Source organism: Arthrobacter sp. Leaf337, assembly GCF_001423745.1.
GTDB lineage: Bacteria > Actinomycetota > Actinomycetes > Actinomycetales > Micrococcaceae > Arthrobacter.
This window is the reverse complement of sequence record NZ_LMPC01000012.1, coordinates 82,719-103,200: the sequence shown is the minus strand read 5'-3', so window position 1 is coordinate 103,200 and position 20,482 is coordinate 82,719. Positions and strand designations below refer to the sequence as shown.

At 64.8% G+C, this 20,482-nt stretch carries 23 protein-coding genes, 1 tRNA gene, 1 pseudogene and 1 riboswitch; of the genes and pseudogenes, 14 read left to right on the top strand and 11 right to left on the bottom strand.

All coding sequences use genetic code 11. The features are described from left to right. Positions 1-292: 292 nt before the first annotated feature. The 4 genes from ASF98_RS09610 to ASF98_RS09595 are packed head-to-tail and all read right to left on the bottom strand — an operon-like array spanning position 293 to position 1,923. Positions 293-598: an NIPSNAP family protein gene (locus tag ASF98_RS09610; protein WP_055800788.1), complete on the bottom strand. Its 306-nt coding sequence runs from the start codon at positions 596-598 to the stop codon at positions 293-295. 38 nt (positions 599-636) lie between these two features. Beyond that, entirely contained in the window at positions 637-1,002 is a 366-nt protein-coding gene (locus ASF98_RS09605) for a hypothetical protein (protein WP_055800785.1), read from the bottom strand. Positions 1,003-1,013: 11 nt separating this feature from the next. Beyond that, a complete protein-coding gene (locus ASF98_RS09600) occupies positions 1,014-1,481 on the bottom strand; it encodes a hypothetical protein (protein ID WP_055800782.1) in 468 nt (155 codons plus the stop codon). Then, on the bottom strand, positions 1,471-1,923 hold the full coding sequence (locus tag ASF98_RS09595) for a hypothetical protein (RefSeq protein ID WP_055800779.1): 453 nt from the start codon (positions 1,921-1,923) through the stop codon (positions 1,471-1,473). Before ASF98_RS09595 ends, ASF98_RS09600 begins: the two co-directional genes overlap by 11 nt. Positions 1,924-2,427: 504 nt before the next feature. Here ASF98_RS09595 and ASF98_RS09590 point away from each other — a divergent pair. After that, positions 2,428-2,583: pseudogene (locus ASF98_RS09590) on the top strand (type 1 glutamine amidotransferase domain-containing protein); the annotation flags it as partial. Between the two features lie 1,449 nt (positions 2,584-4,032). On the opposite strand, the gene ASF98_RS09580 reads toward ASF98_RS09590, so the two are convergent. After that, positions 4,033-4,122: transfer RNA gene (locus ASF98_RS09580), tRNA-Ser, on the bottom strand. A gap of 106 nt (positions 4,123-4,228) precedes the next feature. Between ASF98_RS09580 and ASF98_RS09575 the strand changes: the two genes are divergently transcribed. Genes ASF98_RS09575 through ASF98_RS09560 form a run of 4 tightly spaced genes read left to right on the top strand, consistent with a single transcriptional unit; the run spans position 4,229 to position 8,094 of the window. Beyond that, positions 4,229-5,269 carry a zinc-dependent alcohol dehydrogenase gene (locus ASF98_RS09575; RefSeq protein ID WP_055800767.1) on the top strand — a complete coding sequence of 347 codons (1,041 nt, stop codon included), beginning with the start codon at positions 4,229-4,231 and terminating at the stop codon, positions 5,267-5,269. Positions 5,270-5,272: 3 nt separating this feature from the next. Further along, entirely contained in the window at positions 5,273-5,671 is a 399-nt protein-coding gene (locus ASF98_RS09570; protein ID WP_055800765.1) for a 6-pyruvoyl trahydropterin synthase family protein, read from the top strand. A 6-nt stretch (positions 5,672-5,677) separates the two neighbouring features. Continuing rightward, entirely contained in the window at positions 5,678-6,805 is a 1,128-nt protein-coding gene (locus tag ASF98_RS09565; RefSeq protein ID WP_082506781.1) for a glycosyltransferase family 4 protein, read from the top strand. Positions 6,806-6,855: 50 nt separating this feature from the next. Further along, on the top strand, positions 6,856-8,094 hold the full coding sequence (locus ASF98_RS09560; protein ID WP_055800762.1) for a DNA glycosylase AlkZ-like family protein: 1,239 nt from the start codon (positions 6,856-6,858) through the stop codon (positions 8,092-8,094). Here the strand turns inward: ASF98_RS09560 and tadA are convergent. Further along, on the bottom strand, positions 8,091-8,597 hold the full coding sequence (gene tadA / locus ASF98_RS09555; protein ID WP_055800759.1) for a tRNA adenosine(34) deaminase TadA: 507 nt from the start codon (positions 8,595-8,597) through the stop codon (positions 8,091-8,093). The two genes, ASF98_RS09560 and tadA, sit on opposite strands and share 4 nt — an antisense overlap. A 136-nt stretch (positions 8,598-8,733) precedes the next feature. On the opposite strand from tadA, the gene ASF98_RS09550 reads away from it, so the two are divergent. From ASF98_RS09550 to ASF98_RS09530, 5 genes are all read left to right on the top strand, one after another. After that, positions 8,734-9,501 carry a phosphatase PAP2 family protein gene (locus tag ASF98_RS09550; protein ID WP_082506823.1) on the top strand — a complete coding sequence of 256 codons (768 nt, stop codon included), beginning with the start codon at positions 8,734-8,736 and terminating at the stop codon, positions 9,499-9,501. A 12-nt stretch (positions 9,502-9,513) separates the two neighbouring features. Beyond that, on the top strand, positions 9,514-10,149 hold the full coding sequence (gene upp / locus ASF98_RS09545) for a uracil phosphoribosyltransferase (RefSeq protein ID WP_055800753.1): 636 nt from the start codon (positions 9,514-9,516) through the stop codon (positions 10,147-10,149). Positions 10,150-10,244: 95 nt separating this feature from the next. Continuing rightward, on the top strand, positions 10,245-10,622 hold the full coding sequence (locus tag ASF98_RS09540; RefSeq protein ID WP_055800750.1) for a glyoxalase superfamily protein: 378 nt from the start codon (positions 10,245-10,247) through the stop codon (positions 10,620-10,622). Positions 10,623-10,665: 43 nt separating this feature from the next. Continuing rightward, positions 10,666-11,370 (top strand): HAD-IA family hydrolase, encoded by a 705-nt coding sequence (locus ASF98_RS09535; protein ID WP_055800748.1) that lies wholly within the window; start codon positions 10,666-10,668, stop codon positions 11,368-11,370. Between the two features lie 65 nt (positions 11,371-11,435). Then, positions 11,436-11,804 carry a DUF7793 family protein gene (locus ASF98_RS09530; protein ID WP_055800744.1) on the top strand — a complete coding sequence of 123 codons (369 nt, stop codon included), beginning with the start codon at positions 11,436-11,438 and terminating at the stop codon, positions 11,802-11,804. On the opposite strand, the gene ASF98_RS09525 is transcribed toward ASF98_RS09530, so the two are convergent. The 5 genes from ASF98_RS09525 to ASF98_RS09505 form a co-directional block, all read right to left on the bottom strand. Then, a complete protein-coding gene (locus tag ASF98_RS09525; protein WP_082506780.1) occupies positions 11,779-12,735 on the bottom strand; it encodes a glycosyltransferase in 957 nt (318 codons plus the stop codon). The two genes, ASF98_RS09530 and ASF98_RS09525, sit on opposite strands and share 26 nt — an antisense overlap. A gap of 134 nt (positions 12,736-12,869) precedes the next feature. Next, positions 12,870-13,340, bottom strand: a complete 471-nt coding sequence (locus tag ASF98_RS09520) for a hypothetical protein (protein ID WP_055800740.1) — start codon at positions 13,338-13,340, stop codon at positions 12,870-12,872. Between the two features lie 241 nt (positions 13,341-13,581). Further along, on the bottom strand, positions 13,582-14,361 hold the full coding sequence (locus ASF98_RS09515; protein WP_055800737.1) for a hypothetical protein: 780 nt from the start codon (positions 14,359-14,361) through the stop codon (positions 13,582-13,584). Then, positions 14,361-14,535: riboswitch (cyclic di-AMP (ydaO/yuaA leader) on the bottom strand. Its footprint overlaps the gene before it by 1 nt. A gap of 147 nt (positions 14,536-14,682) precedes the next feature. Then, on the bottom strand, positions 14,683-16,215 hold the full coding sequence (locus ASF98_RS09510) for a sensor histidine kinase (RefSeq protein ID WP_055800734.1): 1,533 nt from the start codon (positions 16,213-16,215) through the stop codon (positions 14,683-14,685). Positions 16,216-16,218: 3 nt separating this feature from the next. Beyond that, the gene (locus ASF98_RS09505) at positions 16,219-16,959 is read right to left on the bottom strand and encodes a response regulator transcription factor (protein ID WP_055800731.1); all 741 of its coding nucleotides are present in this window, start codon (positions 16,957-16,959) and stop codon (positions 16,219-16,221) included. Positions 16,960-17,207: 248 nt separating this feature from the next. Between ASF98_RS09505 and ASF98_RS09500 the strand changes: the two genes are divergently transcribed. The 4 genes from ASF98_RS09500 to ASF98_RS09485 all read left to right on the top strand — a co-directional run bounded on the left by ASF98_RS09500 (position 17,208) and on the right by ASF98_RS09485 (position 20,441). Then, positions 17,208-18,035: a hypothetical protein gene (locus ASF98_RS09500; RefSeq protein WP_200939338.1), complete on the top strand. Its 828-nt coding sequence runs from the start codon at positions 17,208-17,210 to the stop codon at positions 18,033-18,035. A gap of 530 nt (positions 18,036-18,565) precedes the next feature. Beyond that, on the top strand, positions 18,566-19,438 hold the full coding sequence (locus ASF98_RS09495) for a winged helix-turn-helix domain-containing protein (RefSeq protein WP_055800728.1): 873 nt from the start codon (positions 18,566-18,568) through the stop codon (positions 19,436-19,438). A 214-nt stretch (positions 19,439-19,652) separates the two neighbouring features. After that, a complete protein-coding gene (locus tag ASF98_RS09490; RefSeq protein ID WP_028271070.1) occupies positions 19,653-19,856 on the top strand; it encodes a dodecin family protein in 204 nt (67 codons plus the stop codon). A gap of 57 nt (positions 19,857-19,913) precedes the next feature. Continuing rightward, a complete protein-coding gene (locus ASF98_RS09485; RefSeq protein WP_028271069.1) occupies positions 19,914-20,441 on the top strand; it encodes a SixA phosphatase family protein in 528 nt (175 codons plus the stop codon). Positions 20,442-20,482: the final 41 nt, after the last annotated feature.

Below are 20,482 nucleotides of genomic sequence, written 5' to 3'. Positions count from 1 at the left end.
GTGTCCCTCCATGGTGTCCGGCGGGACGCGGCAGCACAAGGGAAGCGGTGCATCGCCGGTCCCGTAACCCAATTGTGAGCAAAGCCCGCGGCGATCCTGCGCTAACCCGGAGGTTGGGCGGGTAGCTTCGGTGCACCACTAGATGGAAGGTGTACCGAAATGACGATCACTGACTACTTCTCAGGCGTAGCCATCATGCTTGGATCCCTGATAGCCGCTGCCGGGCTATCAGCCGGGATCATCCGAGCGAGGTCCCACCACTAGAAGTCCACCCTGTCATCCTCTGCGCCGGTTATTCGAACATGGGTGAGAGGAACCTTCGCTCGTACCGTCGGATGCAGTTTGTTTCCGTCGCGAATCGGTAGGCCTCGATGCACTCGGGATCCACAGCCGCCGCCGATCGGTACTTCTCGTAGTCGGCGAGTGACGGGAAGGTGAACAGGGCGAAGGCCTCGTCGCTGTCACCTTCGCTCGGAAGGAAATAGCCGTGATGCGCTCCGCCCAGCCTGTTGACGAGGCGGATCCACCGCCGTCCATATTCTTCAAAGTCAGCGAGCTTGCTTGAATCGATCTCATATCGAAGGTGCACTGTGATCACGGATGGTCCTGTTTCGTTAGGGGGGCGTGCCGGGACGTTCACCTGGCCGCCCCGGTCTGTTGTTGCCGCAACCAGCGCCGCCGCTTTACGGCGATTCTGAACGCCTGCACCGACATCGCCAGTCCGCCGATGCCTGCCGAGAACCCAAACAGGATGAGCTTCAGCTCCCCGCCGGATCCGATAACCACGAAGCTCACACTGAGCAGGCCGACGGAGACGAGCGACGTGAAGACTCCGAGTGCGATGATCAGTCCCGGGCTCTGCACGGGGGTGATGGCATCCATGGAGTATCCTTCCGGCACGCCACCGGGACCGTACTGCTCCTCGTACTGGCGCACGTTGAAGCTGCTCGGGTCATACAGGGTGCCGTCAGGCCTGCGGAACTGCTTATCCTGGTTGAACATCGGAACGAATCCTATCGGGCCTTGTCGGGTCGGTCGGGGCTTTTCTGCCCCAACTCAAGGAGATCAATGTCGACGCCGCCGGTGCCGGGTTTTGGGGATCCGTGGCGCTTGCGGAGCTGGGTCGCCCGGTATTCGTCACGGGCGAGTACGAACGCATACGGAGTGAAGAACCCTGAGAGCCCAATGGGCCACAATGTACCCCACTCGGGTGGCTCACCTTCCCACAAGGGGCGCTGGAAGAGCCAACACATGGTGATGAATACGATCCCCGAAATGACCATGAGTATTCCCATGCCCCACCAGGTGCTGACCTGGGCCTGGCCGCGGCCGGGCGTGAATCCGATCTCATCAGCGGGGTAGCTGTGCAGCTCGCCGGTGCTGGTCCTGCGGAGAACACGCTTCTCGCCGGCTGCTACAGCCTTCTTGTGTTCGGCGTACACGGCATCGTTGCGCCGCTCACGCTCGCGATCATAAACCATGGTCGGTCCTCTTGGGTTCGAAATATCCCGGCTCTCCGGGAAGGGGGCGGGTGCTGTACGGGAAGTTCTCCCGGGTGATCTCCAAGGTTCCGGGGTGCTCTTCGAACCATCTGCGTGCCTGCTCGTCGGTGACGGCGTACATCGGCTTTGGCAGCCCCTTGGGCTTCCGGAGCTTGCGGGCACGGAGTTCAGCGCGAAGGGAACTGATGCTCAGGAGCCAGCCGCCCGTGAACAGGACGGTGCATACCGCGGAGCCCAGCATGATGATCAAGCCCATACCCAAGTCCCCCGGATCCGGGAAGGACAAGAACAGGGCCAGGATCCCGAAGAGTATTCCGAGAGTGGCCAGGATAGCGGGGACCGTCAGCAGCAGGGCAACGATGCTCTGGCCAACAAAGCTGTTCGCCGTGTTGGCGGATTCGGTGGCACTGTGGCCTCCCAAGCCCCACTCCTCACGAGTGTAAGCGTGGATGACAAGCTCTTTGTTCCACCCCCGTACCCGTACCAGTACTTAGGCAGGCCTGGATGGGGTTTAGGTTCAGTCTTGGCCATTTGTCCGCAACGTCCGTTCTCATAAGGGGCCATGCGCGGCCCGGGATGTATGGGCCCGCAGGAATCGCACGTGCAGCCTATTCTGGTTTCCATGTGTGCGGCAGCAGGGCGGCTATTGCCTTGGCGAGGGCGGGAATAGTCTTGTTCAAGGTGGTCCGATGTCCGATGTCCGAAGGCGCGCGAAGGCGGCGCGCCCCCACACGATGCGACCGCGGGGGCCCGGTGAATCACCGGGCCCCTGCTGTACACACATCCCTCAGCCTAACGAAGATGAGGCAGGGCCATGACTATGAAGGGGGCGATTTCAGGCGCAGGCGACCACCACCGTCCCGGCCGAGGGAAGACCTTAATTTGGGCTAGGCCTAGGGTGGAATTTAGGCGATAGGAGCACTTCATGAAGAAAATCCTCATGGTTCTGACCTGCGTTTCCGAGATCGGCGATACCGGAGAGAAGACCGGCTACAACGTGGCCGAGGCGGCATATCCCTGGAAGGTCTTCAAGGATTCCGGGCATTTCGTCGACTTCGCGTCCATCCAGGGCGGCCGGCCACACTCCAGTGGACCAACAGTAACGGCGCTTCCGGATCCTACCTGAGCGGCACAGTCTGCATGGGGTGGGGCTCGTTCTATCTGGGGGCCGACGTAGCAGCCACAGGCTTCTACTACGGCAACCTGCGCACCGCTTCAGCCCGCGTATAACGAAGAGATCGGCACTGTAGCAGTGAATATGAGTACGGGCGTAAGTCGTCGAAATCTCCACAGCAAGCGAAGTGTCAAACGACTGTCATTGCTGACCCTAATAATATTTGGCTTGTCTGCCTGCAGTGCCGGTCCCTTCACACCGGCGAACGACGTTACCGCCATTAAAGACGACTTGTAGAAGCTCCAGGGGACCAACGGGCTAATCAGGGTGCCCGAAGCGGGGGACCAAGAGCGCGGGGACATCTACACCACCGCCCTCTATTCCGACGACCTTGGTTCGTACCTTCTGGCCGCGGATGAGGCCAGTAAGGCTGTTGACGAAGATGTCAGCGGCCAGGACACCACAGATCTGCTGACTCTGTGGTCGGCGCTGAAGTTGCTAAAAGCAACCGGCGGAACCTTGTCTCCGGCATTGGACAGGAAACTGGCGGACGCGGCCATCCCCATCAAGCAGCGAGACGTGGGCTCAGAAATCGCGGCGACTGGCCCGCCTCGATGCCGATACCTCGCTCAGAGACCTCTAAGGAACCGGAGGGAATGAGGGGCCCTCTGAGAGGAACACAGCCAATTCCCATCAGTCTCATTGAAGGGGTGGCCCGGTGTCCCCATGCCGGGCCACTTCCGCCTGCGCGGAGATAAAGCGTACCCGTGCACGGGTACGTGCTTTCCAAGGGGACCAAGTCCGCCAACCTCCGCCGAACTCCAACAAACTCGTTTGCTCCAATCATCCTGAAACCGCCAGGCTCTGCTACCTCAACCGTGAATCGACCTGCACGACAGGATCGGATTTTGGGTGCAAGGGAACCGTCACAATCGCCCCGGATGAGTACGCCCGGGAATCCCAATGGCCCCTCTGTGGAACGACGGCATGGTGCGAGCTCTACGGTGCCCGCAATGCTGTGGAATCTTTCAACGCCGATGTGCGAACCAACAAGCTGAGTTGGCGCCGTGGCTATGTCAAAGCGTTCACCCGGTCCCGCAATGCTCTGTTGTTGGCGCTTTCCTTGGCATCCTTGAACTTCCGCATCATCCGGGACTGGTGCTTCAAACGAAGGTCGCAGGACTGAACAAGACCCGAAAGTGACCCCAATGTGGACAGGCATTGGGGTCACTGGTCGTATCAAACCAAACGGGACGCAAGCGACGCCCCTCCAAGCCGTGTAGCGCTGCACGGACGTGAAGCCGTCTGAAGATCAAGAAGCCAGGGTGTGCCGCCCAAAACGAAAAATTCCCCCGGGCAACTGTTGCCCGGGGGAATTCGTAATCACTAGCTTGGGGGAATTCGTAAAACCCCCCTTGGCGGTGACGGTGGGATTTGAACCCACGTTGGCTTTGACACCAAACAACATTTCGAGTGTTGCACCTTCGGCCGCTCGGACACGTCACCAACCTGAATAGGTTACCGGAGCAAGGCGCCCTTCCCCAAAACGAGGGCGCGCCGGGCAGTGAACGTCTTCCCCACGCACGCGCCGGGGACTAGATTCATAAGCAAGATGATCAACTCCCAGCCGCACTCCCAAGCCCGGTCACAAGCCGGTTCACAGGCCCGGTCCTATTGGACCGTCGGCCACGAAAAAGGCGAGCTCCGCTCCGAGGAGCTGCCCGCACCTGGCCCCGGTGAAGCCCTCGTCCGTGCCCTGTATTCGGGAATCAGCAAAGGCACCGAAACGGTGGTTCACTGCGGCCAGGTGCCGCCGAGGGTTGCCGAACAAATGCGGGCCCCGCTTCAGGAGGGCTCCTTCCCTTCGCCGGTGAAGTTCGGCTACCTCTCCGTGGGGATAGTGGAAGCAGGCCCCGACGAATGGGTGGGCCGTACGGTGTTCTGCCTGTATCCGCACCAGGACCGCTACATCGTTCCGGTCGAGTCCCTGACTGTGGTCCCGGAGAATGTCCCGGCCCGCCGGGCCGTGCTCACGGGAACTGTGGAAACCGCCGTCAACGCGCTGTGGGAGGCCGGGCCGCGCCTGGGCGACCGCGTGGCAGTGGTGGGCGCCGGACTCGTCGGCGGCATGGTGGCCACGCTCTTGCGTACTTTCCCACTGCAGCGGCTCCAGCTGATCGACGTCGATCCCGGGAAGCGTGCCTTCGCCGACGCCCTCGGCGTCGAATTCAGCCACCCCGACGACGCCCTGGCCGACTGCGACATCGTCATCCACTGTTCAGCATCGCAGGAAGGGCTCGAACGGAGCCTGCAACTGGTGGGCGACGAAGGGGACGTCATCGAGATGTCCTGGTACGCCGACCGCAAAGTCACCATTCCGCTGGGGGAGGACTTCCACGCCCGCCGGCTTTCCGTCCGCGCCAGCCAGGTGGGCGTGGTGGCCCGCGCCCGCCGCCACCGCCGGACCAACGCAGACCGCCTCGCGCTCGCCGTGTCCCTGCTCAGCGATCCCGTCTACGACACGTTCCTGACGGGGACGTCACCCTTTGCGGAACTTCCCGCCGTCGTCCACGAACTGGCCGACGGGCGCCTGGACGCACTCTGCCACGTGATTGAATACCCTGCCGAACATCCCGACGAAGACACGAGGTAGCCCTTGTTCAGCCTGACCGTCCGCCGCCACTTCATGATTGCCCACAGCCTTCCCCGCGAGGTCTTCGGACCTGCCCAGGGCCTGCACGGGGCCACCTTCGTTGCGGAGGTGACCTTCCGCCGTCGGGCGCTGAACGACGATTCAATCGTCCTGGACATCGGGGCGGCCGGCGGGCTCATTGAAGAAGTGCTGGCCGGCCTGAACTACAAGAATCTGGACGAGCACACTGACTTTGCGGGGAAGCTGACCACCACCGAGGCGCTGGCGCAGTACATTGCCGAGGCTGTGGCGGCCAAGGTCCGCGGCAACGAGGACGGGCGGGAGCTGGCCGGCCTGGCCGTCACCCTGCGCGAGAACCCGGACGCCTGGGCGTCGTTCTCCCTTGACTTCGACGCCGAATAACGGCTGATGACTGCGTCCGGCGCTAGCAGGGCGGCGATCCGGCTGATCGTTCCGGGCAATGTGCGGCACAACTCAGGGGGCAACGCCTACAACTCCGCTCTGACCCGCGGGCTCACCGCCCTCGGAACGGACGTGGAAAACTGCCCCGTTGACGGCCACTGGCCGGTGGGCCGCGAGGAAGAACGACGGCGGCTGGCCGGACTGCTGCTCGGCGACGGCGGTGCCACGTCCCCGGCGCCTTCCACCGCGCGGGTCACCATCGTGGATGGACTCGTTGCGCTGGGTGCGCCGGAGGCACTGGAAGCGGCCGCCGCCGCCGGAAGACCGGCCTGGATCCTCGTGCACATGACGTTGCCCGGGCACGCGGACCGGGAGGGGATGGCCTTGGCTGCCGCGGCTGGCGTCATCTGCGCGAGTTCGACGGCGGCCGCCGAGCTCCGGGGCCGCCACAGTTCGGCCGAGCGAAGCCCGGCCCGGATCCACGTAGCGCTTCCGGGCACGTCCGCCGCTGCCCTGGCCGCCGGTTCCAGCCCGCCGCACCTCATAGCCGTGGCAGCCCTCCTGCCGAACAAGGACCAGCTCCTGCTGCTGGAGGCGCTCGCGGGGATCAGGGACCTGCCCTGGACCGCGTCCCTGGTCGGATCCGATTCGGCAGATCCCGCGTATGCGGAGTCCGTCCGGGGTGCCGTCATCAGGCTGGGGCTGACGGAGCGGGTCTCAGTCCCGGGGGAGCTCAGCGGACCGACCCTCGATGCGGAGTGGGGCCGGGCGGATCTCAGCCTGCTCATTTCACGGACAGAGGCGTACGGGATGGTGGTCACTGAATCCCTGGCCCGCGGGATCCCGGTAGTGGTCAGGGACGGCACCGGCGCGGTCGAGGCGCTCGCGGCCGGGTCGCCTGGCGGATCGGAAGCCCCCGACGACGGCGGGCCGCCCAATCTGCCGGGCGCCGCCGTCGTGCTCGGCGCGGACCCTGCCCCGCTGGAAGCGGCACTGCGCACCTGGCTAACAGATCCCGGGCTTCGCTCCCGCTGGCGTGACACGGCGCTGGCTGCGCGGACCCGGCTGCCGGGCTGGGACTTCACAGCCAGGACCGTGCTGGACGCCATTGCCGCAAGCGGACCCGCGAACTGAATGGTCCCGCCTCATTCCGTTGACGCGCCGGCTGATGGACAATGGCCGCTATGACCAGCGAGCCGCTCACCGTCGAGATTCCGCCTGCAGGGACTCTCACCGCCGAACGCCTCCGTGCCTGGGCTTGGCACCGGCAAGGACTCGACGGTAGCCTCGCCGGCCAGAGCTCTGCCGAGGTGCTGGCCAGCACCGGCTGGGCACGTTCCCTGGGCGGCGCCAACCCCTACCTCACGCTGTTCGCCCGCGCCGGAATCCGGCGCGAACAGGTTGATGCCGACGTCCTTGCGCTGCGGATCTCCGAACTCCCCAGCGCACGCGGGTGCACTTACATCCTGGGCGCGGAGGACTTCGCGTGGGCGTTGATGCTGGGCAAGGATTCCGCCGAAGTCTTCAAAGTGCTTGGCAGGCTGGGGGTGGACCGCGGTGAACTCACGCTGCTTGAGGAGCAGGTGCTGCATGCCCTGGCCGAGGCTGGCCGCCCGCTGGATCCGAAACAGCTCAAGGACGAGCTGGGTGATTCCGTCCGGAGCTTGGGCGAGGAAGGGAAGAGGCAGGGCGTATCCACCACCCTCCCCACCGCCCTTGGCCTGCTGCAGCGCGACGGCCGGATCCGCCGCGTTCCCGCCAACGGTCGTCTCGACCAGCAGCGCTACGCCTACACGCTGTGGGACCTGCCGCCGAGCCCGTTGGGCATCGATGCCGCCCGCACTGAGCTGATCCGCAAGTACTTGGGCTGGACCGGCGGCGCCACGCTCAGGCAGTCGCAGTGGTTCTCCGGGTTCACGGTCGCCCAGAGCAAAGCAGCGCTGGCCGCCGTCGGGGCAGTGGAGCTGCCCGCCGTCCACCCTGCGGCCAAGGGCGAAGCGCTGTGGATGCTGCCCGACGACGTCGAGCGCCTCGCCGCTTTCGAAGTGCCGGCCGAGGAACAGATCCAGCTCCTTGCCGGGACGGACTCGCTCGTGATGCAGCGGCGGAACGCCGCGGACTTGTTCGGGGACCGGGACGGGGACGCGGAGCTGCTCGGCGCAACCCTGGCGCAGCAGGCCGACCTGCCCGACCACCCGATCCTGGACCGCGGCCGGATCATTGGGCTCTGGCAGTACGATCCCGAGGGGCAGCGGATAGCACACTGGCTGTTCGCCGGCTCCACACCCGGGGTACTGCAACGGATCGATGACGTGGAGTCCTGGATCCGTGCGGACCTGGGTGATTTCCGTGCCTTCAGCCTCGACTCGCCGGCGTCGCGGCAGGAGCGGATTGACGCCCTGGACGCGGCAAATGCCGGCTAGCTGACCTGCCGGTGTCCCGCGAAGAAATCCCGGAGCAGGGTGGCGCACTCCTGCTCGCGGACTCCGGCGTAGACCTCCACCCAGTGGTTGAGGCGGCGTTCGCGAAGGATGTCGAACACGGATCCCGCAGCCCCCGCCTTCTCGTCCCATGCCCCGAACACCACCCGGGGAATCCGGGCAAGGACGATGGCGCCGGCGCACATTGCGCAGGGCTCCAGGGTCACCACGAGCGTGCAGTCCGCGAGCCGCCAGCCGTCGCCTCTTCCGCCGTTTGCCTGTCCCAGCGCCTGGAGCCGGGCGGCCGCCTCGCGGATAGCCACCATCTCGGCGTGCGCGGTGGGATCACCGTGCGCTTCCCGTTCGTTCCTCCCTGTACCCAGGACTCCGCCGTCGGGCCCGATGACGACGGCGCCGATGGGCACGTCTTCGGTGCCCAGCGCCCGCCGTGCCTCGGCGAGGGCAAGGCCCATCCATTGGGCATGGCGCGGCTCCGGGGAAGTCATGGCTCAATGATAGTTTCGAAGGTACGGCAGGCGCAGACGACGGATGAGCTCGGGAGACGCAGTGAAAACCTTGACTGACCGCATTACCGACCGGTGGGGGCGGTGGGTTGTGCCGTACGCAGCCCTCTGGATCACCATGCTGATTGGCGGGGTGATCGTGGTGGCGCTGGCAGTGATGGGCGCCGAAGTCTACGACAACGTGGTGGATGAGGCCGGCCTCGCCAACCTGGACAAGCCTGCGCTGGCGCTGTCTGAGGACCTCCGGACCCCCTGGCTCAATTCCGCCGTCACTGCCTTCACCAATGTCGGCGGCGGGATCGGCATGCCGATCGTCGGCAGCATCCTGACGGCCTGGCTGACGTGGGCCGGGCGCACCTGGCGGCCCCTCATCCTGGTGGGCGGCGCCGCGGCTGTTTCGGTCTCCGCAACCACCTTTGGCAAGAAGCTCTTTGGCCGCACCCGGCCGGATCATGCAGACGCTGTTCCGCCCTATGAGTCCTCGCCCTCGTTCCCCAGCGGGCACACGCTCAACACCACCGTGGTGATCGGACTGGTGGTGTATCTGGCCTGCCTGCAGATCCAGCGGACCGTTGCGCGGGTGTCCATAATCACGGCTGGTTCGATCTTCATCATTGCCATGGGCCTGAGCCGGGTATTCCTCGGCCATCACTGGCTGACCGATGTCATCGCCGGGTGGCTCCTGGGCCTCGCCTGGGTGGGAATCGTGATCCTGGCCCACAGGCTCTTCCATGTCATGCGGAACCGCGAGCATGCCGGGCCCGCCCCGACGTTCGACCACCCGGTGCTCCGCGAGGAACTTGGCGCCCGCCATGGCGCCCACAGGGGCGAGGGCCACCCGGAGGAGCCCCACGGATCACGGGGCCGGGACACCACCTCCGGGTGATAGTTTTGACCCATGCGCACACTCGTCGTGGACCACCCGCTGGTCGCTCACAAGCTCACCGTTCTGCGGGACAAGAACACCCCTTCTCCGGTCTTCCGGCAGCTCACCGAGGAACTCGTCACCCTTCTCGCCTATGAAGCAACCCGGGACGTCCGCACCGAGCCCGTCACGATCGAAACGCCCGTCAGCACCACCATCGGCACCGCGTTCACCAAGCCCACGCCCCTCGTGGTCCCTATCCTCCGCGCCGGCCTCGGCATGCTCGAGGGCATGACCAAGCTTGTGCCCACGGCCGAGGTTGGTTTCCTGGGCATGGCCCGTGACGAGGAAACCCTGGACATCATCACGTATGCGGAGCGCCTGCCGGAGAACCTGACGGACCGGCAGATCTTTGTCCTGGACCCCATGCTGGCCACTGGCGGCACGCTGCGCGAAGCCATCAAGTTCCTCTTCAAGCGCGGCGCCTCGGACGTGACGTGCATCTGCCTCCTGGCAGCGCCGGAGGGCCTTGCCAAGCTGGAAGAAGAACTCGCGGACGCGAACGTGACCATCGTCCTGGCATCCATTGACGAGAAACTCAACGAGAAGTCCTACATCGTGCCCGGACTCGGGGACGCCGGCGACCGCCTCTACGGCATCGCCGGCTAACGAGGCAGCGGGTCGGGTCTACGGGGAAGGGGAGCCGGGGCAGCGAAGCGATTGCCCCCTTCCGGTTTTCGGCGGCCGTCGCTAGCCTGTGGCCCATGGACTGGAAACTTGAACTGGTGTTTGTCCCTGTGTCCGACGTGGACCGTGCCAAGGATTTTTACGTCAATAAGGTGGGCTTCAACGCCGACTACGACGAGCGGCCCATGGAGGGCATCCGTTTCGTCCAACTGACTCCGCCGGGGTCCGGCTGCTCGATCGCCATCGGCGAAGGCTTAAACGATGCCCCGCCCGGTACCGCTCCAAGCCTGCAGTTGGTGGTCAGCGACATCCAGGCGGCGCACAAGCAGCTCAAGGACAACGGCGTTGACGTCAGCGACATCGACATTCAGGCTTGGGGTCACTTCGTGCATTTCGCTGACCCGGACGGCAACAAATGGGCCGTCCAATACATCCCCCACCGCCCGAACGGATAAGTCACAGAATCCGACTTCGCCCCGGGTGGGGCAGGATGGAAGCATGAGCTTCCGCCCAAACGCCGCTGTACCGCGCATCGCCGCATCGCCTGTAGCCACTATCTCCGCCAAGGCCGTGCTGTTCGACATGGATGGCACCCTGGTCGACTCCACGGCCGTCGTGGAGCAGGTATGGGGCGAGTTTGCGGCCCGTTACGGCCTGGACATCGCCGAGATCCTCCACACTTCCCATGGCGTCCAGGCAGGGGACACCGTTCGGCGGTTTGCACCTGTCGGCGCTGATGTTGTGGCCCTGACCGCGGAGCTCGGTGCCATGGAACGGGTTCGGACCGAGGGCATCGTTGCGCTGCCCGGTGCCGCCGACCTGCTGCGCAGCCTCCCGGCGGATGCCGTGGCGCTGGTGACTTCCGCCGACCGGATCCTTGCCGACATCCGGATGGGCGCCGCGGGACTGGCCATGCCGGCCACCGCAGTCACGGCCGACCTTGTCACCCGGGGCAAGCCGCACCCGGAAGGCTACCTCCGGGCCGCGGAACTGCTCGGTGTGGATCCGGCCGACGCGCTGGTCTTTGAGGACGCCCCCGCCGGCATTGCGGCCGGACTGGCCGCCGGAATCCGGACCGTGGCCATCGGTCCCAACACCGGCCCCCTGCCTGACGGCGTTCTGCACCTTGCGGACTACTCCGGCGTGTCCGTGACCACGGACATGGACGATTCCGGTGCCAGGAGGATTTCCTTCCGGTTCTGACCCCAAACCGGTTTTCGGTCCAGTAGTCTCGGGAGGGACGTCTGAAACTATCTTGGGGGGATAGGATGACCGAGATCCCGATTGCCGGCGACAGAGGCATTGTTCAGCTGCGCACCGGCGTTTTGCATGTGCAATGGATTCCAGGCCTGGCTATTTGCGAGGAAGCTGCCTTGGCTGTCATGGCAGCCGTCAATGACCTGAGCCGCGGGCGTTCGTTTCCGATGCTGGTGGATATGGCTGCGACGGCGTCCATGAGCCGCGGGGCCCGGCGCGTCTTTGCGCTTCCCAGCACTGTAGCGAGGGTGGCGCTCCTCGGATCGTCCCCGGTGGACCGGGCCATGGCCAATTTCTTCCTCAGCATTAACGCTCCGGCGGCTCCGACGCGGTACTTCACCTGCCTGGAGGAAGCTATGCGGTGGCTCCGGGAAGCGTAGCCGCCGCAGCGACCGGGGCGTAAACCCGGGCGAGTTCGGAACGAAGCCCCCGCACCGGAATGCGGTCAGCCGCCAAGTCGCGGATAAGGCGGCCCATACCGCGGAGGTCTGCGAGGGCCGTTTGCAGCAGGTCCACGCCCGCGTCTGTACCGCTTGTCCAGTCAACTGGAACCTCGTGCACGCGGAGTCCGCATTTTTCCGCCACGATCAGCAGTTCGGTGTCGAAAAACCACTCGTTGTCCGCCGTGTGCGGAAGGATGCGGCGGGCAACATCTGCGCGAATTGCCTTGAATCCGCACTGCGCATCGCTGAAATGTGCACCCATCAGCGCGTGCAGCAGAAGGTTGTAGCCGCGTGAAATGAAACCACGCCAGGGGCTGCGGACCACATGGGAAGCGCGCGCCAGCCGGGTTCCGATGGCCAGATCGGAGTGCCCGGAAATGAGTGGCGCCGCCAAAGGGGCGAGCGCTGCGAGGTCGGTGGAAAGATTCACGTCCATGTAGGCCAGCACGGGTGAAGGCGACGCCAGCCAGACGGTGCGAAGGGCGTTGCCGCGCCCTTTTGCGGCAAGCCGCACCACGCTGACTTCGCGGAGTTCACGCGCAATGCGCTCAGCCACCTTAAGAGTGCTGTCGGTGCTGGCGTTGTCGGCCACCGTAATCCGGAACGGGTACGGGAAGGTGCCAAGCAGGTAGGTGTGCAGTCGCCGCAGGGACCGCTCCAGGTCCCGTTCCTCGTTGTAGACCGGGAGGACAACATCAAGGACGGGGATGGCAGTTCCTGCATCCCCCGCGGTCCTGGTGTCGATCGGGGCACGGCGGGTGTTCCCCGTTGCGGGCGGCGAAACGCTGCCGGGCGGGACGTCGACGGCGGCCCGCGGCGGCGATGGCAGTTGGAGCAGGGTTCCCGCGGCCTGGTCTGTGAGCGTCATGGTTCCACTATGCGACCGGCGCATATGAAGGATTTAGGCCAAAGCTGTGCAGTTGCTGTGGGATTTTCCGGGCCCGTGCCCGGAAGCGGCGGCGGTACGCCCGCCGTCATTGGTGGACGTACCGCCGCCGCGGTTTATGCGTCAGGGGCGAGCAGCGAGCAAATGTTCGTGGCTGTCCCGGGTCCTGAGAATCTTCTTAGTTCTGTCACCCCGTCAAGCTCAAGGGCAAAATTAACGTTGCCCTTGGTGAGGATGAGCCCGTCATCACCAGGGAGCTGAAGCAGGTTCACACCCGTGGCTTTCACTTCGATCCTGTCGCCCGGGAACGAAAAGAAAAGCACGCCCGTGATGACGTAGCTGGCGGTCTTTCCGTCCGGCCCCGTCAGGGTGACCTTCAGCCCCGGAGACGTGCTGATGACGTCACCGGACGGAGTCGTGATGTTCTTGACCTTGCCAGTGACTTCACCGGTGACAGGAAATCCACAGCTCGTGAAAGTGGCGGGTCCGTCCACTGTGATCGGCGGGCCCGAGGGGGCGGCAGCGGCCGGTGCGGCTGCCGCGAAGATTGAGGCCAGGACGGCCGTAGGAACTAACCATTTTTTCATTGTTGTGCTCCCTGCATCTTGATGACGGCGCTGGGCCGGCAGCCGCTTGGAAGACGATTGAAAGCGGCGGCGACCCAGAGTCACTCCACAACCTTGTGAAAACCTTGTGGCTCCAGGAATGGGGGTAGGGACACGGGCGAACCAGCGGGAGAAATGTGCCGTTAGAAAGCCGGAGGCCCCGAATCACGTGGATTCGGGGCCTCCGGCTCATGCAGACCAAGCCTGGCGAAGATGCGCCGGCTTAGTACCAGTTGTTGGCGTAGTGGAAGTTCAGGGCGCCGCAGGGGGAGCCGTACCGTTCCTTGACGTAGTTCAGGCCCCAATTGATCTGGGTGCGGAAGTTGGTCAGGTAGTCGGACCCGGCGCTGGCCATCTTCTCGGCCGGCAGGGACTGGACAATGCCGTAGGCGCCACTGCTGGCGTTCGTGGCAGTGGTCTTCCAATCCGATTCCTTGGTCCACAGCGTGGTCAGGCACTGCATCTGGTCAGCCGCCCAGCCGTAGGTACCGAGCTGCGATGCGGCATACGCCTGGGCAGCTGCGGGATCGTCGACGGCTACAGGCGGTGCCGGGGCAGGAGCCGGTGCGGGGGCCGCAGCCGGTGCAGGTGCAGGCGCGGGTGCCGGTGCTTCCGGTGCGGACTTCTCCTCGGATGCCGGTTGCGCGTCGGACGACTGCGCTGTCAGGCTGACAGAGGCCGGGGCGGGCATGGCGGAGACCAGGATCTTTTCGAACGCGAGCTTCGACTCGGCGTTTGCGGTAGCGGCGCCGGCTTCGCCCGTTGCAGATGTTGCCGGGGCTGCAGGTTCTGAAGCCTGGCCGGCGGCGCCGACGCCGATCAGGACGGCGCAGGCCGTGGCTACTACTGCGGCCCGCCGGCCTGAGCCCTGCAATCCGGCAGCAATCCGGGACATTGGCGACGCGATGGTGGCTGGTTCGGCGCGGTGGCGTGAGCGTTCGGCAGGCGCCTTGGACTCGTCGGAAGCGCGCTCCGGACGTACTTCTAGCGTGGATTTAGTCATGGTTGCCTCTCGATGCCGGCGGAGTTAGCTGTCGGGTTCGGATGAGGTCATCCGGCCGCACGGAACTTCACGTGTCGGCTTCACCCCGAGGGCGGCTATGCAAAATGCCCGGAGACCTGGGTCCCCCGCCTCTGCCTAATCATGAGGAAATCCGGGTAGCGGCAGAGTTTGGCGTCCATCCGGATATGCGGCTATAACGGTTGCCGCACTCTAAAAACGCTACAGGAGTCTCGCGCTTAAGTCACATTTAGGTAACGAGGATCACGACGACGGCGCGTTGACTTGCGCCAGAACGGCTGGCTTGCCAGTGCTGCGCCGGAGCTAAGCTGCCGGCGGTTCGCCCGGTAGGCGGAGGGCGAACTCGGTGCGTCCCGGGCGGGAATTCACTTCGACGGTTCCGCCGTGCGCTTCCACAATGGACTGCACAATCGAGAGGCCCAGGCCGCTGGTCCCTTCGGACGCAGCGGCGCCGGTGGCTCCCGCGCCCGAAGCGGAGCGGGCCGGACTCGTGCGGGCGGCGTCCGCCCGGGCAAAGCGGGCAAAGACCCGGTCGACGAACTCCGGCGGAATCCCTGCACCGTTGTCCGTTACGGTCACCACGGCACTGCCGTCGGCCGACCGCATCACGCCGGTGACCACGGTGGTTCCGGGGTCCGTATGCTTGCGGGCATTGGAAAGCAGGTTGGCCAGCACCTGGTGCAGCTGCTTGGCGTCGCCGCGGACCACAACGGGCTCGTCGGGCAATTCGAGCTGCCAGATGCGGTCCGGCGCCATGACCTTCTCGTCGCTGACGGTTTCCACCACCAGCTGGGTCAGGTCCACGTCGCTGATCTTGAGCGGCTGGCCTTCGTCCAACCGGGCCAGCAGCAGGAGATCCTCCACCAGGGTGGTCATCCGTTCCGACTGGCTCTGTACCCTGGCGAGGGATTTCTTGCCGTCCGGGGTAAAGTCCTCGGTCATCCGCATCAGTTCTGTGTAGCCGCGGATGGCGGTGAGCGGCGTGCGCAGCTCGTGCGAGGCGTCGGCAACGAACTGGCGCACCTTCGTTTCGCTCTGCTGCCGGGCCTCGAGTGCCTTGGACACGTTGTCCAGCATGAGGTTGAGGGCGTGGCCCACGCTGCCCACTTCAGTTCCGGGATGCGCGTTCGACGGCGGCACCCGGACTGCGAGGGCCACCTCACCGGCGTCGAGAGGCAGTTGGGAAACCTGCGTCGCAACTTCGGACAGCTGTTCCAGTGGTCTCATGGTGCGGCGGATCAGCACCGTGCCGGCTAGTCCGATCAGCACCAGGCCTCCCAGGGAAACAAACACGAAGGTCCACACAAGGGACGTCAGGGTGCTCGCTTTGGCGTCCAGGGGGAGACCCGTGACCAGGACGTCGCCGTACGCGGTTTCGACTGCCACCAGCCGGTAGCCCCCGTTGGAAAGCGTCCTGTCTACCGGATTGCCGTTGCGGGCCAAGGCCAGCAGCGTCTCCTTATCGCTGCTGGACAGCGCCGAGCGCGTCGTGTCGGAGGCAAGGAAGCCGGCGCTGTTGACCTGGCCATTGAGGATTCGGGCGTTGAGGGTGCCTACGCTTTGGCCCCTGGCATCCAGCGGGTCCCTCCCTCCGCCGAGTCCCCCGAGGGGCGGCCTCTCCGGATCGTTCGACCGCTTTGCGGCTTGGCTCAGCTGGTCATCAAGCTGGCGGGTGAGGAACGAGTCCATCGACGCATAACTGAACAGCCCAACAGCGCCGCAGATGGCCACGAGCAATGCCATGGCCACCAGAACCAGCCGCGTGCGGAGGTGCCAAGTGGATGGGTCCAGCCAGCGGCGGCGGTCTTTGCGGATTTCGCCGGAGAGGGTGGGCACCGCTCAATCCGCCGGTTTGATGACGTAGCCCGCGCCGCGCACCGTGTGGATCATGGGCGGGTGCGTGGCATCCACCTTCTTGCGCAGGTAGGAAATGTACAGCTCCACGATGTTGGCCTGGCCGCCGAAGTCGTAGTCCCATACGCGGTCCAGGATCTGGGCCTTGCTGACCACGCGCTTGGGGTTTTCCATGAGGTAACGGAGGAGTTCAAACTGGGTTGCCGTCAACTGCAGTTCCTCGCCGGCGCGGGTCACTTCACGTGTGTCGATGTTGAGGACGAGGTCGCCCACCACAAGTTCGGCGGTGTCCATGGCGGCCACTCCGGAGCGCTGGACCAGCCGGTGCAGGCGAAGGAGCACCTCCTCCATGCTGAAGGGCTTGGTGACGTAATCATCGCCGCCGGCCGCCAGGCCGAGGATGCGGTCCTGTACGGCGTCCTTCGCCGTCAGGAAGAGTGCAGGCACCTCCGGCGCGAAGGCGCGGATCCTGGTGAGCAGCTCAACGCCGTCGAACCCCGGGAGCATCACGTCCAGCACCAGGACATCCGGCCGGAACTCCTTGGCCAGTTTCACGGCTTCGGGACCGTCTCCTGCGACAGCTACGGACCAGCCTGCCATCCGCAGGCCCATGCTCATGAGCTCGGAGAGGCTGGGTTCGTCGTCAACCACCAGGGCGCGGATGGGGGAGCCGTCCGGGTGGTTGAGCTGGGGAAGGTTGTTAGTCATGGAGTGCGAAGTGGCCATGGGACAACTCTCCGATCTGCGGTTTAGCCGACGCTATGGGGATCCTGTGGGCCAGCTGTGAATCCCAGCCTAGCGAGCTGAACGCGCGGAGGGGCCCTTCGCGTGCCAACCGGCGCGGATCCGCTGCCTTCCCGCGGCGGGAACGGGCGCATCAAAGGTCACAGCTTGACCTCCTGTCCCGCACAGGCCCCGCACAGGAACCCTCCGGAGTCTGGAGTGGACAAAGCCCCCTGCCCCAGGAGTACGCCATGAACAACGACCACACCACGCCGCTACCGGAGAGCGAAACTGACAACGCGCCGGAGGGCCAGGCGCCGGAGGGCAGGACTCCGGCGGCCAGCTCTGTCAGCCGCCCCGCGGGTGGCGGGCAGAACGCCGGGTGGGGAACGCCGTCGTCGGCCGCTGGCTCCGCTTTTCCGCCCACAGCAGGATGGGGCTCGCCCCGACAGCACGGCGGCTGGGATGCCCCGGCTGGACGGTCGAAGCCATGGACCATAAAGCGGGGAGTGGTGGTCGCCGGAGCTGCGGCTGTCCTTGCGGGCGGAGCCGGCGTAGGAATCTATGCCTTGACGACCAGTTCCGCGGCGGCCGACGGCACGGCCGATGCAGGCGCGTTGCAGGAAACGTTGCCAGGCTCCCGCGGCGGCGCGCAGGGTGGTTTTGCCGACGGCGGGATGCCGCCCCAGGGCGGCCCCGGAAATTTCGCCCCGGAAGGCCTGGGTGGAATGGGCAGCGGAGTATCCGCCGCCGTTCACTCCGAGTACGTCATCCTCCAGGACGGTGCCTACGTCACCAAAGTTGAACAGCAGGGGACGGTCACTGAGGTCAGTTCCGGCGCCGTGACCGTCAAGAGCGCCGACGGGTTCAGCCGCACCTATTCACTGGATTCGGACGTGGCGGTGAGCAATCAGCAACAAAGGCGTCAACAGGCTGGCGGGACGTCCGCCAGCACACTGACTGTGGCCGATATCGTGTCCGGAGCCATGGTAAGGATCGTTGCCGCAAAGGATGGTGACAGCTTCCCTGCGGAGTCCGTCCAGCTGGTGGCCGCCACCCTCACCGGGCAGTCAAACTGAGTTGGCGTGCTGTGCGGGCAGGAATTTTTCTGCGCGGCCCGGCCAAGGGCTGGACATGTGCCACAAGGCAGCGTTGGCATTTCAGCAATACGGTACGGGCTGAATTTTCGCACCGAAAGGCTTCGTTTTGAAGAAGAAAATTCGGATTTTCGTGAATTCTGATCGATCGTTCTGAAAAACATCTGTTATTTTATTGGCATTTCAGAATCGTGATTTGGGCCACATTGTGTGATTTTGTCTCACGATGCGGACGATTCCGTCCATTGTTACTTGCAAGTTTTCATTGTTACGTTGCACACTTCAATTGTGAACAAGAACTCAACAGCACCTGCAGCCGCAGAATCCTGGACCAGCCCACCCGCTGGCGAAGACATGCGCTGTTGTCGAATGCACGCCTAACTTTCCCACCCCGAGAAGTTTTTAGGCATTCGCCCCAAGCCCAGCGTCGGGCGCCCCTCCCCAGATCTCATTGCGGGGAAAGCCAGCATTCGAGCCGCGATGACGGCCATTCACATTGAGGTAAGCATTCCATGTCAGTTGCATCTGGATACGTCCACATCTCCGTCCGAAACGCCAACAAAGGCGGCCAGCCTTCCGGCCTCCGCCAGGGATTCGGGGCCCGTCCTGCGTTCGCCCCGGCAGCGCCCGGCAACAGCTTCCCGGCCCCCGGCTATGCGCCGCAGGGCTACAACCCGAACTCGTACGGCCAGCTCCGCGCTGTTCCCGCCGCCGAGTCCGCTCCGCAGACGGCGCCCACCCCCGTGATCGCCCCGGCCAACGGCAGCGCCGTCCGCCCCGTCGCCAATGAAAATGTTGCCCGTGGATTTGTGCTCTACATGGGAATCGATGAGGAAACCGCTGCGGCTGCCGGCACCTCAATTGCCAAGCTTGCCCAGGAAATCCGCGCCTACGCCCAGTCCCTCGTCTCCGGCGCGGAGAGCTACGCCGCAGTGGCGGTGGCCCCGGCCAGCGCCCCGGGTTCCGCGCTCGACGTCGTACGGTCCACCTTTGGTGACCCCACCGTCAACTCCCGACAGCGCACGGAAGCCACCCGGCTGCCGCAGCCGCAGGATCCCCGTCCGTCCGGTGTCCTCATCGACCTGGCCCGCCGCGAGGTCCACCTCGACGGAGAATCCCTGAACCTCACGTTCAAGGAGTTCGAGCTCCTGAACTACCTCGTGGAAAACGGCACCCGCACCGTGGGCCGCGACGAACTCCTCGAGGGCCTGTGGCGCAACGCCGAAGAGGTTCCCAACGAGCGGACCATCGACGTCCACATCCGCCGCCTCCGCTCCAAGCTTGGCCGCCTTGCCAACACCGTGCGCACCGTCCGCGGCCAGGGCTACCGGTTCTACGAGCACCCTGAAGTTGTGGTCTGGGCCGCTCCGGAATACTCCATCTAGTCTTCAACGACGCGCGAAAGCGGCATTCTGCCGTGCCTTAGACACCTCCTTCGTTCCTCAGTCGGCGATGCGGCACTACGCAGAATGCCGCTTTCGCGCGTTCTGACCTTGGCGTATGTGCCTCCGCGGCTTAGTTCCTATGGCCCTATGGCCCTGTTGGCTTGGAGTGGGGCGGCGTAGGCTCTGATCGTCCATCCGACCATCAGGAGGAACTATGTCTGTAGCACGCATCACCACCCTGAGCGCAAATTCCAAAACGTCGTTTGATGCCGCCATCAAAGAGGGCATCGAACGCGCCAACAAGACACTTCGTGGTGTCACGGGAGCATGGGTCAAGGAGCAGAAAGTCGAAATCGCTGACGGCGCCGTCGTCGCCTGGCACGTCGTGCTGGAAGTGACCTTCGTCCTGGACGACTAAACCCTGTGCAGGGCGGCCGTGCCCTGCGGGGCAGGGCCGCCGCACTAGGATTGATGCATGAGCGAGCATCACATCAGGCGTTTGATCCTCATGCGGCACTCCAAGGCAGACTGGCCCGGAGGCGTGCCGGACCACGAACGTCCGCTGGAAGAGCGCGGACACCGCGAGGCTCCCCTGGCCGGCAAGTGGCTGCGCAAGCATGGAGTGATCCCCGATTTCATCCTCTGCTCCAGCGCGCTCCGGACCAGGCAGACGTGCACGTGGGTGTGCGCTGAACTGGGGGACCAAGCCCCGACGCCGAAACTTGAGGACGGCCTCTACGGAGCCTCCGCTTTGCGCATGCTGAAGGTCATCAACCATGTACCGGACACCGTGACCACTCTGATGGTGATCTCCCACATGCCCGGGGTGCAGGACCTTGCCATGCACCTGGCGTCACGCGATTCCAACCACGATGCCTATATGGACGCCGCCACCCGGTTTCCCACCAGCGGCCTGACCGTGCTGGAAACGGAAAAGACCTGGGCTGAGCTGGACGGCCAGGACGCCCGGCTTACTCGCTTCAAGGTGCCCCGGGCGCACTAGGCAACCGCTGCTCACTGCCACGGTGTTCATGGTCAGCGCGG

Excerpts from the sequence above, each read along its gene's own strand:
- tadA (WP_055800759.1), bottom strand. The coding sequence starts at position 8,597 with ATGACTTCCCCGGAGCCGCGCCATGCCCAATGGATGGGCCTTGCCCTC.
- ASF98_RS09500 (WP_200939338.1), top strand. The coding sequence starts at position 17,208 with ATGAACAACGACCACACCACGCCGCTACCGGAGAGCGAAACTGACAAC.
- ASF98_RS09600 (WP_055800782.1), bottom strand. The coding sequence starts at position 1,481 with ATGGTTTATGATCGCGAGCGTGAGCGGCGCAACGATGCCGTGTACGCC.
- upp (WP_055800753.1), top strand. The coding sequence starts at position 9,514 with ATGCGCACACTCGTCGTGGACCACCCGCTGGTCGCTCACAAGCTCACC.
- ASF98_RS09565 (WP_082506781.1), top strand. The coding sequence starts at position 5,678 with ATGACTGCGTCCGGCGCTAGCAGGGCGGCGATCCGGCTGATCGTTCCG.
- ASF98_RS09560 (WP_055800762.1), top strand. The coding sequence starts at position 6,856 with ATGACCAGCGAGCCGCTCACCGTCGAGATTCCGCCTGCAGGGACTCTC.
- ASF98_RS09530 (WP_055800744.1), top strand. The coding sequence starts at position 11,436 with ATGACCGAGATCCCGATTGCCGGCGACAGAGGCATTGTTCAGCTGCGC.
- ASF98_RS09505 (WP_055800731.1), bottom strand. The coding sequence starts at position 16,959 with ATGGCCACTTCGCACTCCATGACTAACAACCTTCCCCAGCTCAACCAC.
- ASF98_RS09575 (WP_055800767.1), top strand. The coding sequence starts at position 4,229 with ATGATCAACTCCCAGCCGCACTCCCAAGCCCGGTCACAAGCCGGTTCA.
- ASF98_RS09520 (WP_055800740.1), bottom strand. The coding sequence starts at position 13,340 with ATGAAAAAATGGTTAGTTCCTACGGCCGTCCTGGCCTCAATCTTCGCG.
- ASF98_RS09540 (WP_055800750.1), top strand. The coding sequence starts at position 10,245 with ATGGACTGGAAACTTGAACTGGTGTTTGTCCCTGTGTCCGACGTGGAC.
- ASF98_RS09485 (WP_028271069.1), top strand. The coding sequence starts at position 19,914 with ATGAGCGAGCATCACATCAGGCGTTTGATCCTCATGCGGCACTCCAAG.
- ASF98_RS09605 (WP_055800785.1), bottom strand. The coding sequence starts at position 1,002 with ATGTTCAACCAGGATAAGCAGTTCCGCAGGCCTGACGGCACCCTGTAT.
- ASF98_RS09535 (WP_055800748.1), top strand. The coding sequence starts at position 10,666 with ATGAGCTTCCGCCCAAACGCCGCTGTACCGCGCATCGCCGCATCGCCT.
- ASF98_RS09550 (WP_082506823.1), top strand. The coding sequence starts at position 8,734 with ATGCTGATTGGCGGGGTGATCGTGGTGGCGCTGGCAGTGATGGGCGCC.
- ASF98_RS09495 (WP_055800728.1), top strand. The coding sequence starts at position 18,566 with ATGTCAGTTGCATCTGGATACGTCCACATCTCCGTCCGAAACGCCAAC.
- ASF98_RS09515 (WP_055800737.1), bottom strand. The coding sequence starts at position 14,361 with ATGACTAAATCCACGCTAGAAGTACGTCCGGAGCGCGCTTCCGACGAG.
- ASF98_RS09490 (WP_028271070.1), top strand. The coding sequence starts at position 19,653 with ATGTCTGTAGCACGCATCACCACCCTGAGCGCAAATTCCAAAACGTCG.
- ASF98_RS09525 (WP_082506780.1), bottom strand. The coding sequence starts at position 12,735 with ATGACGCTCACAGACCAGGCCGCGGGAACCCTGCTCCAACTGCCATCG.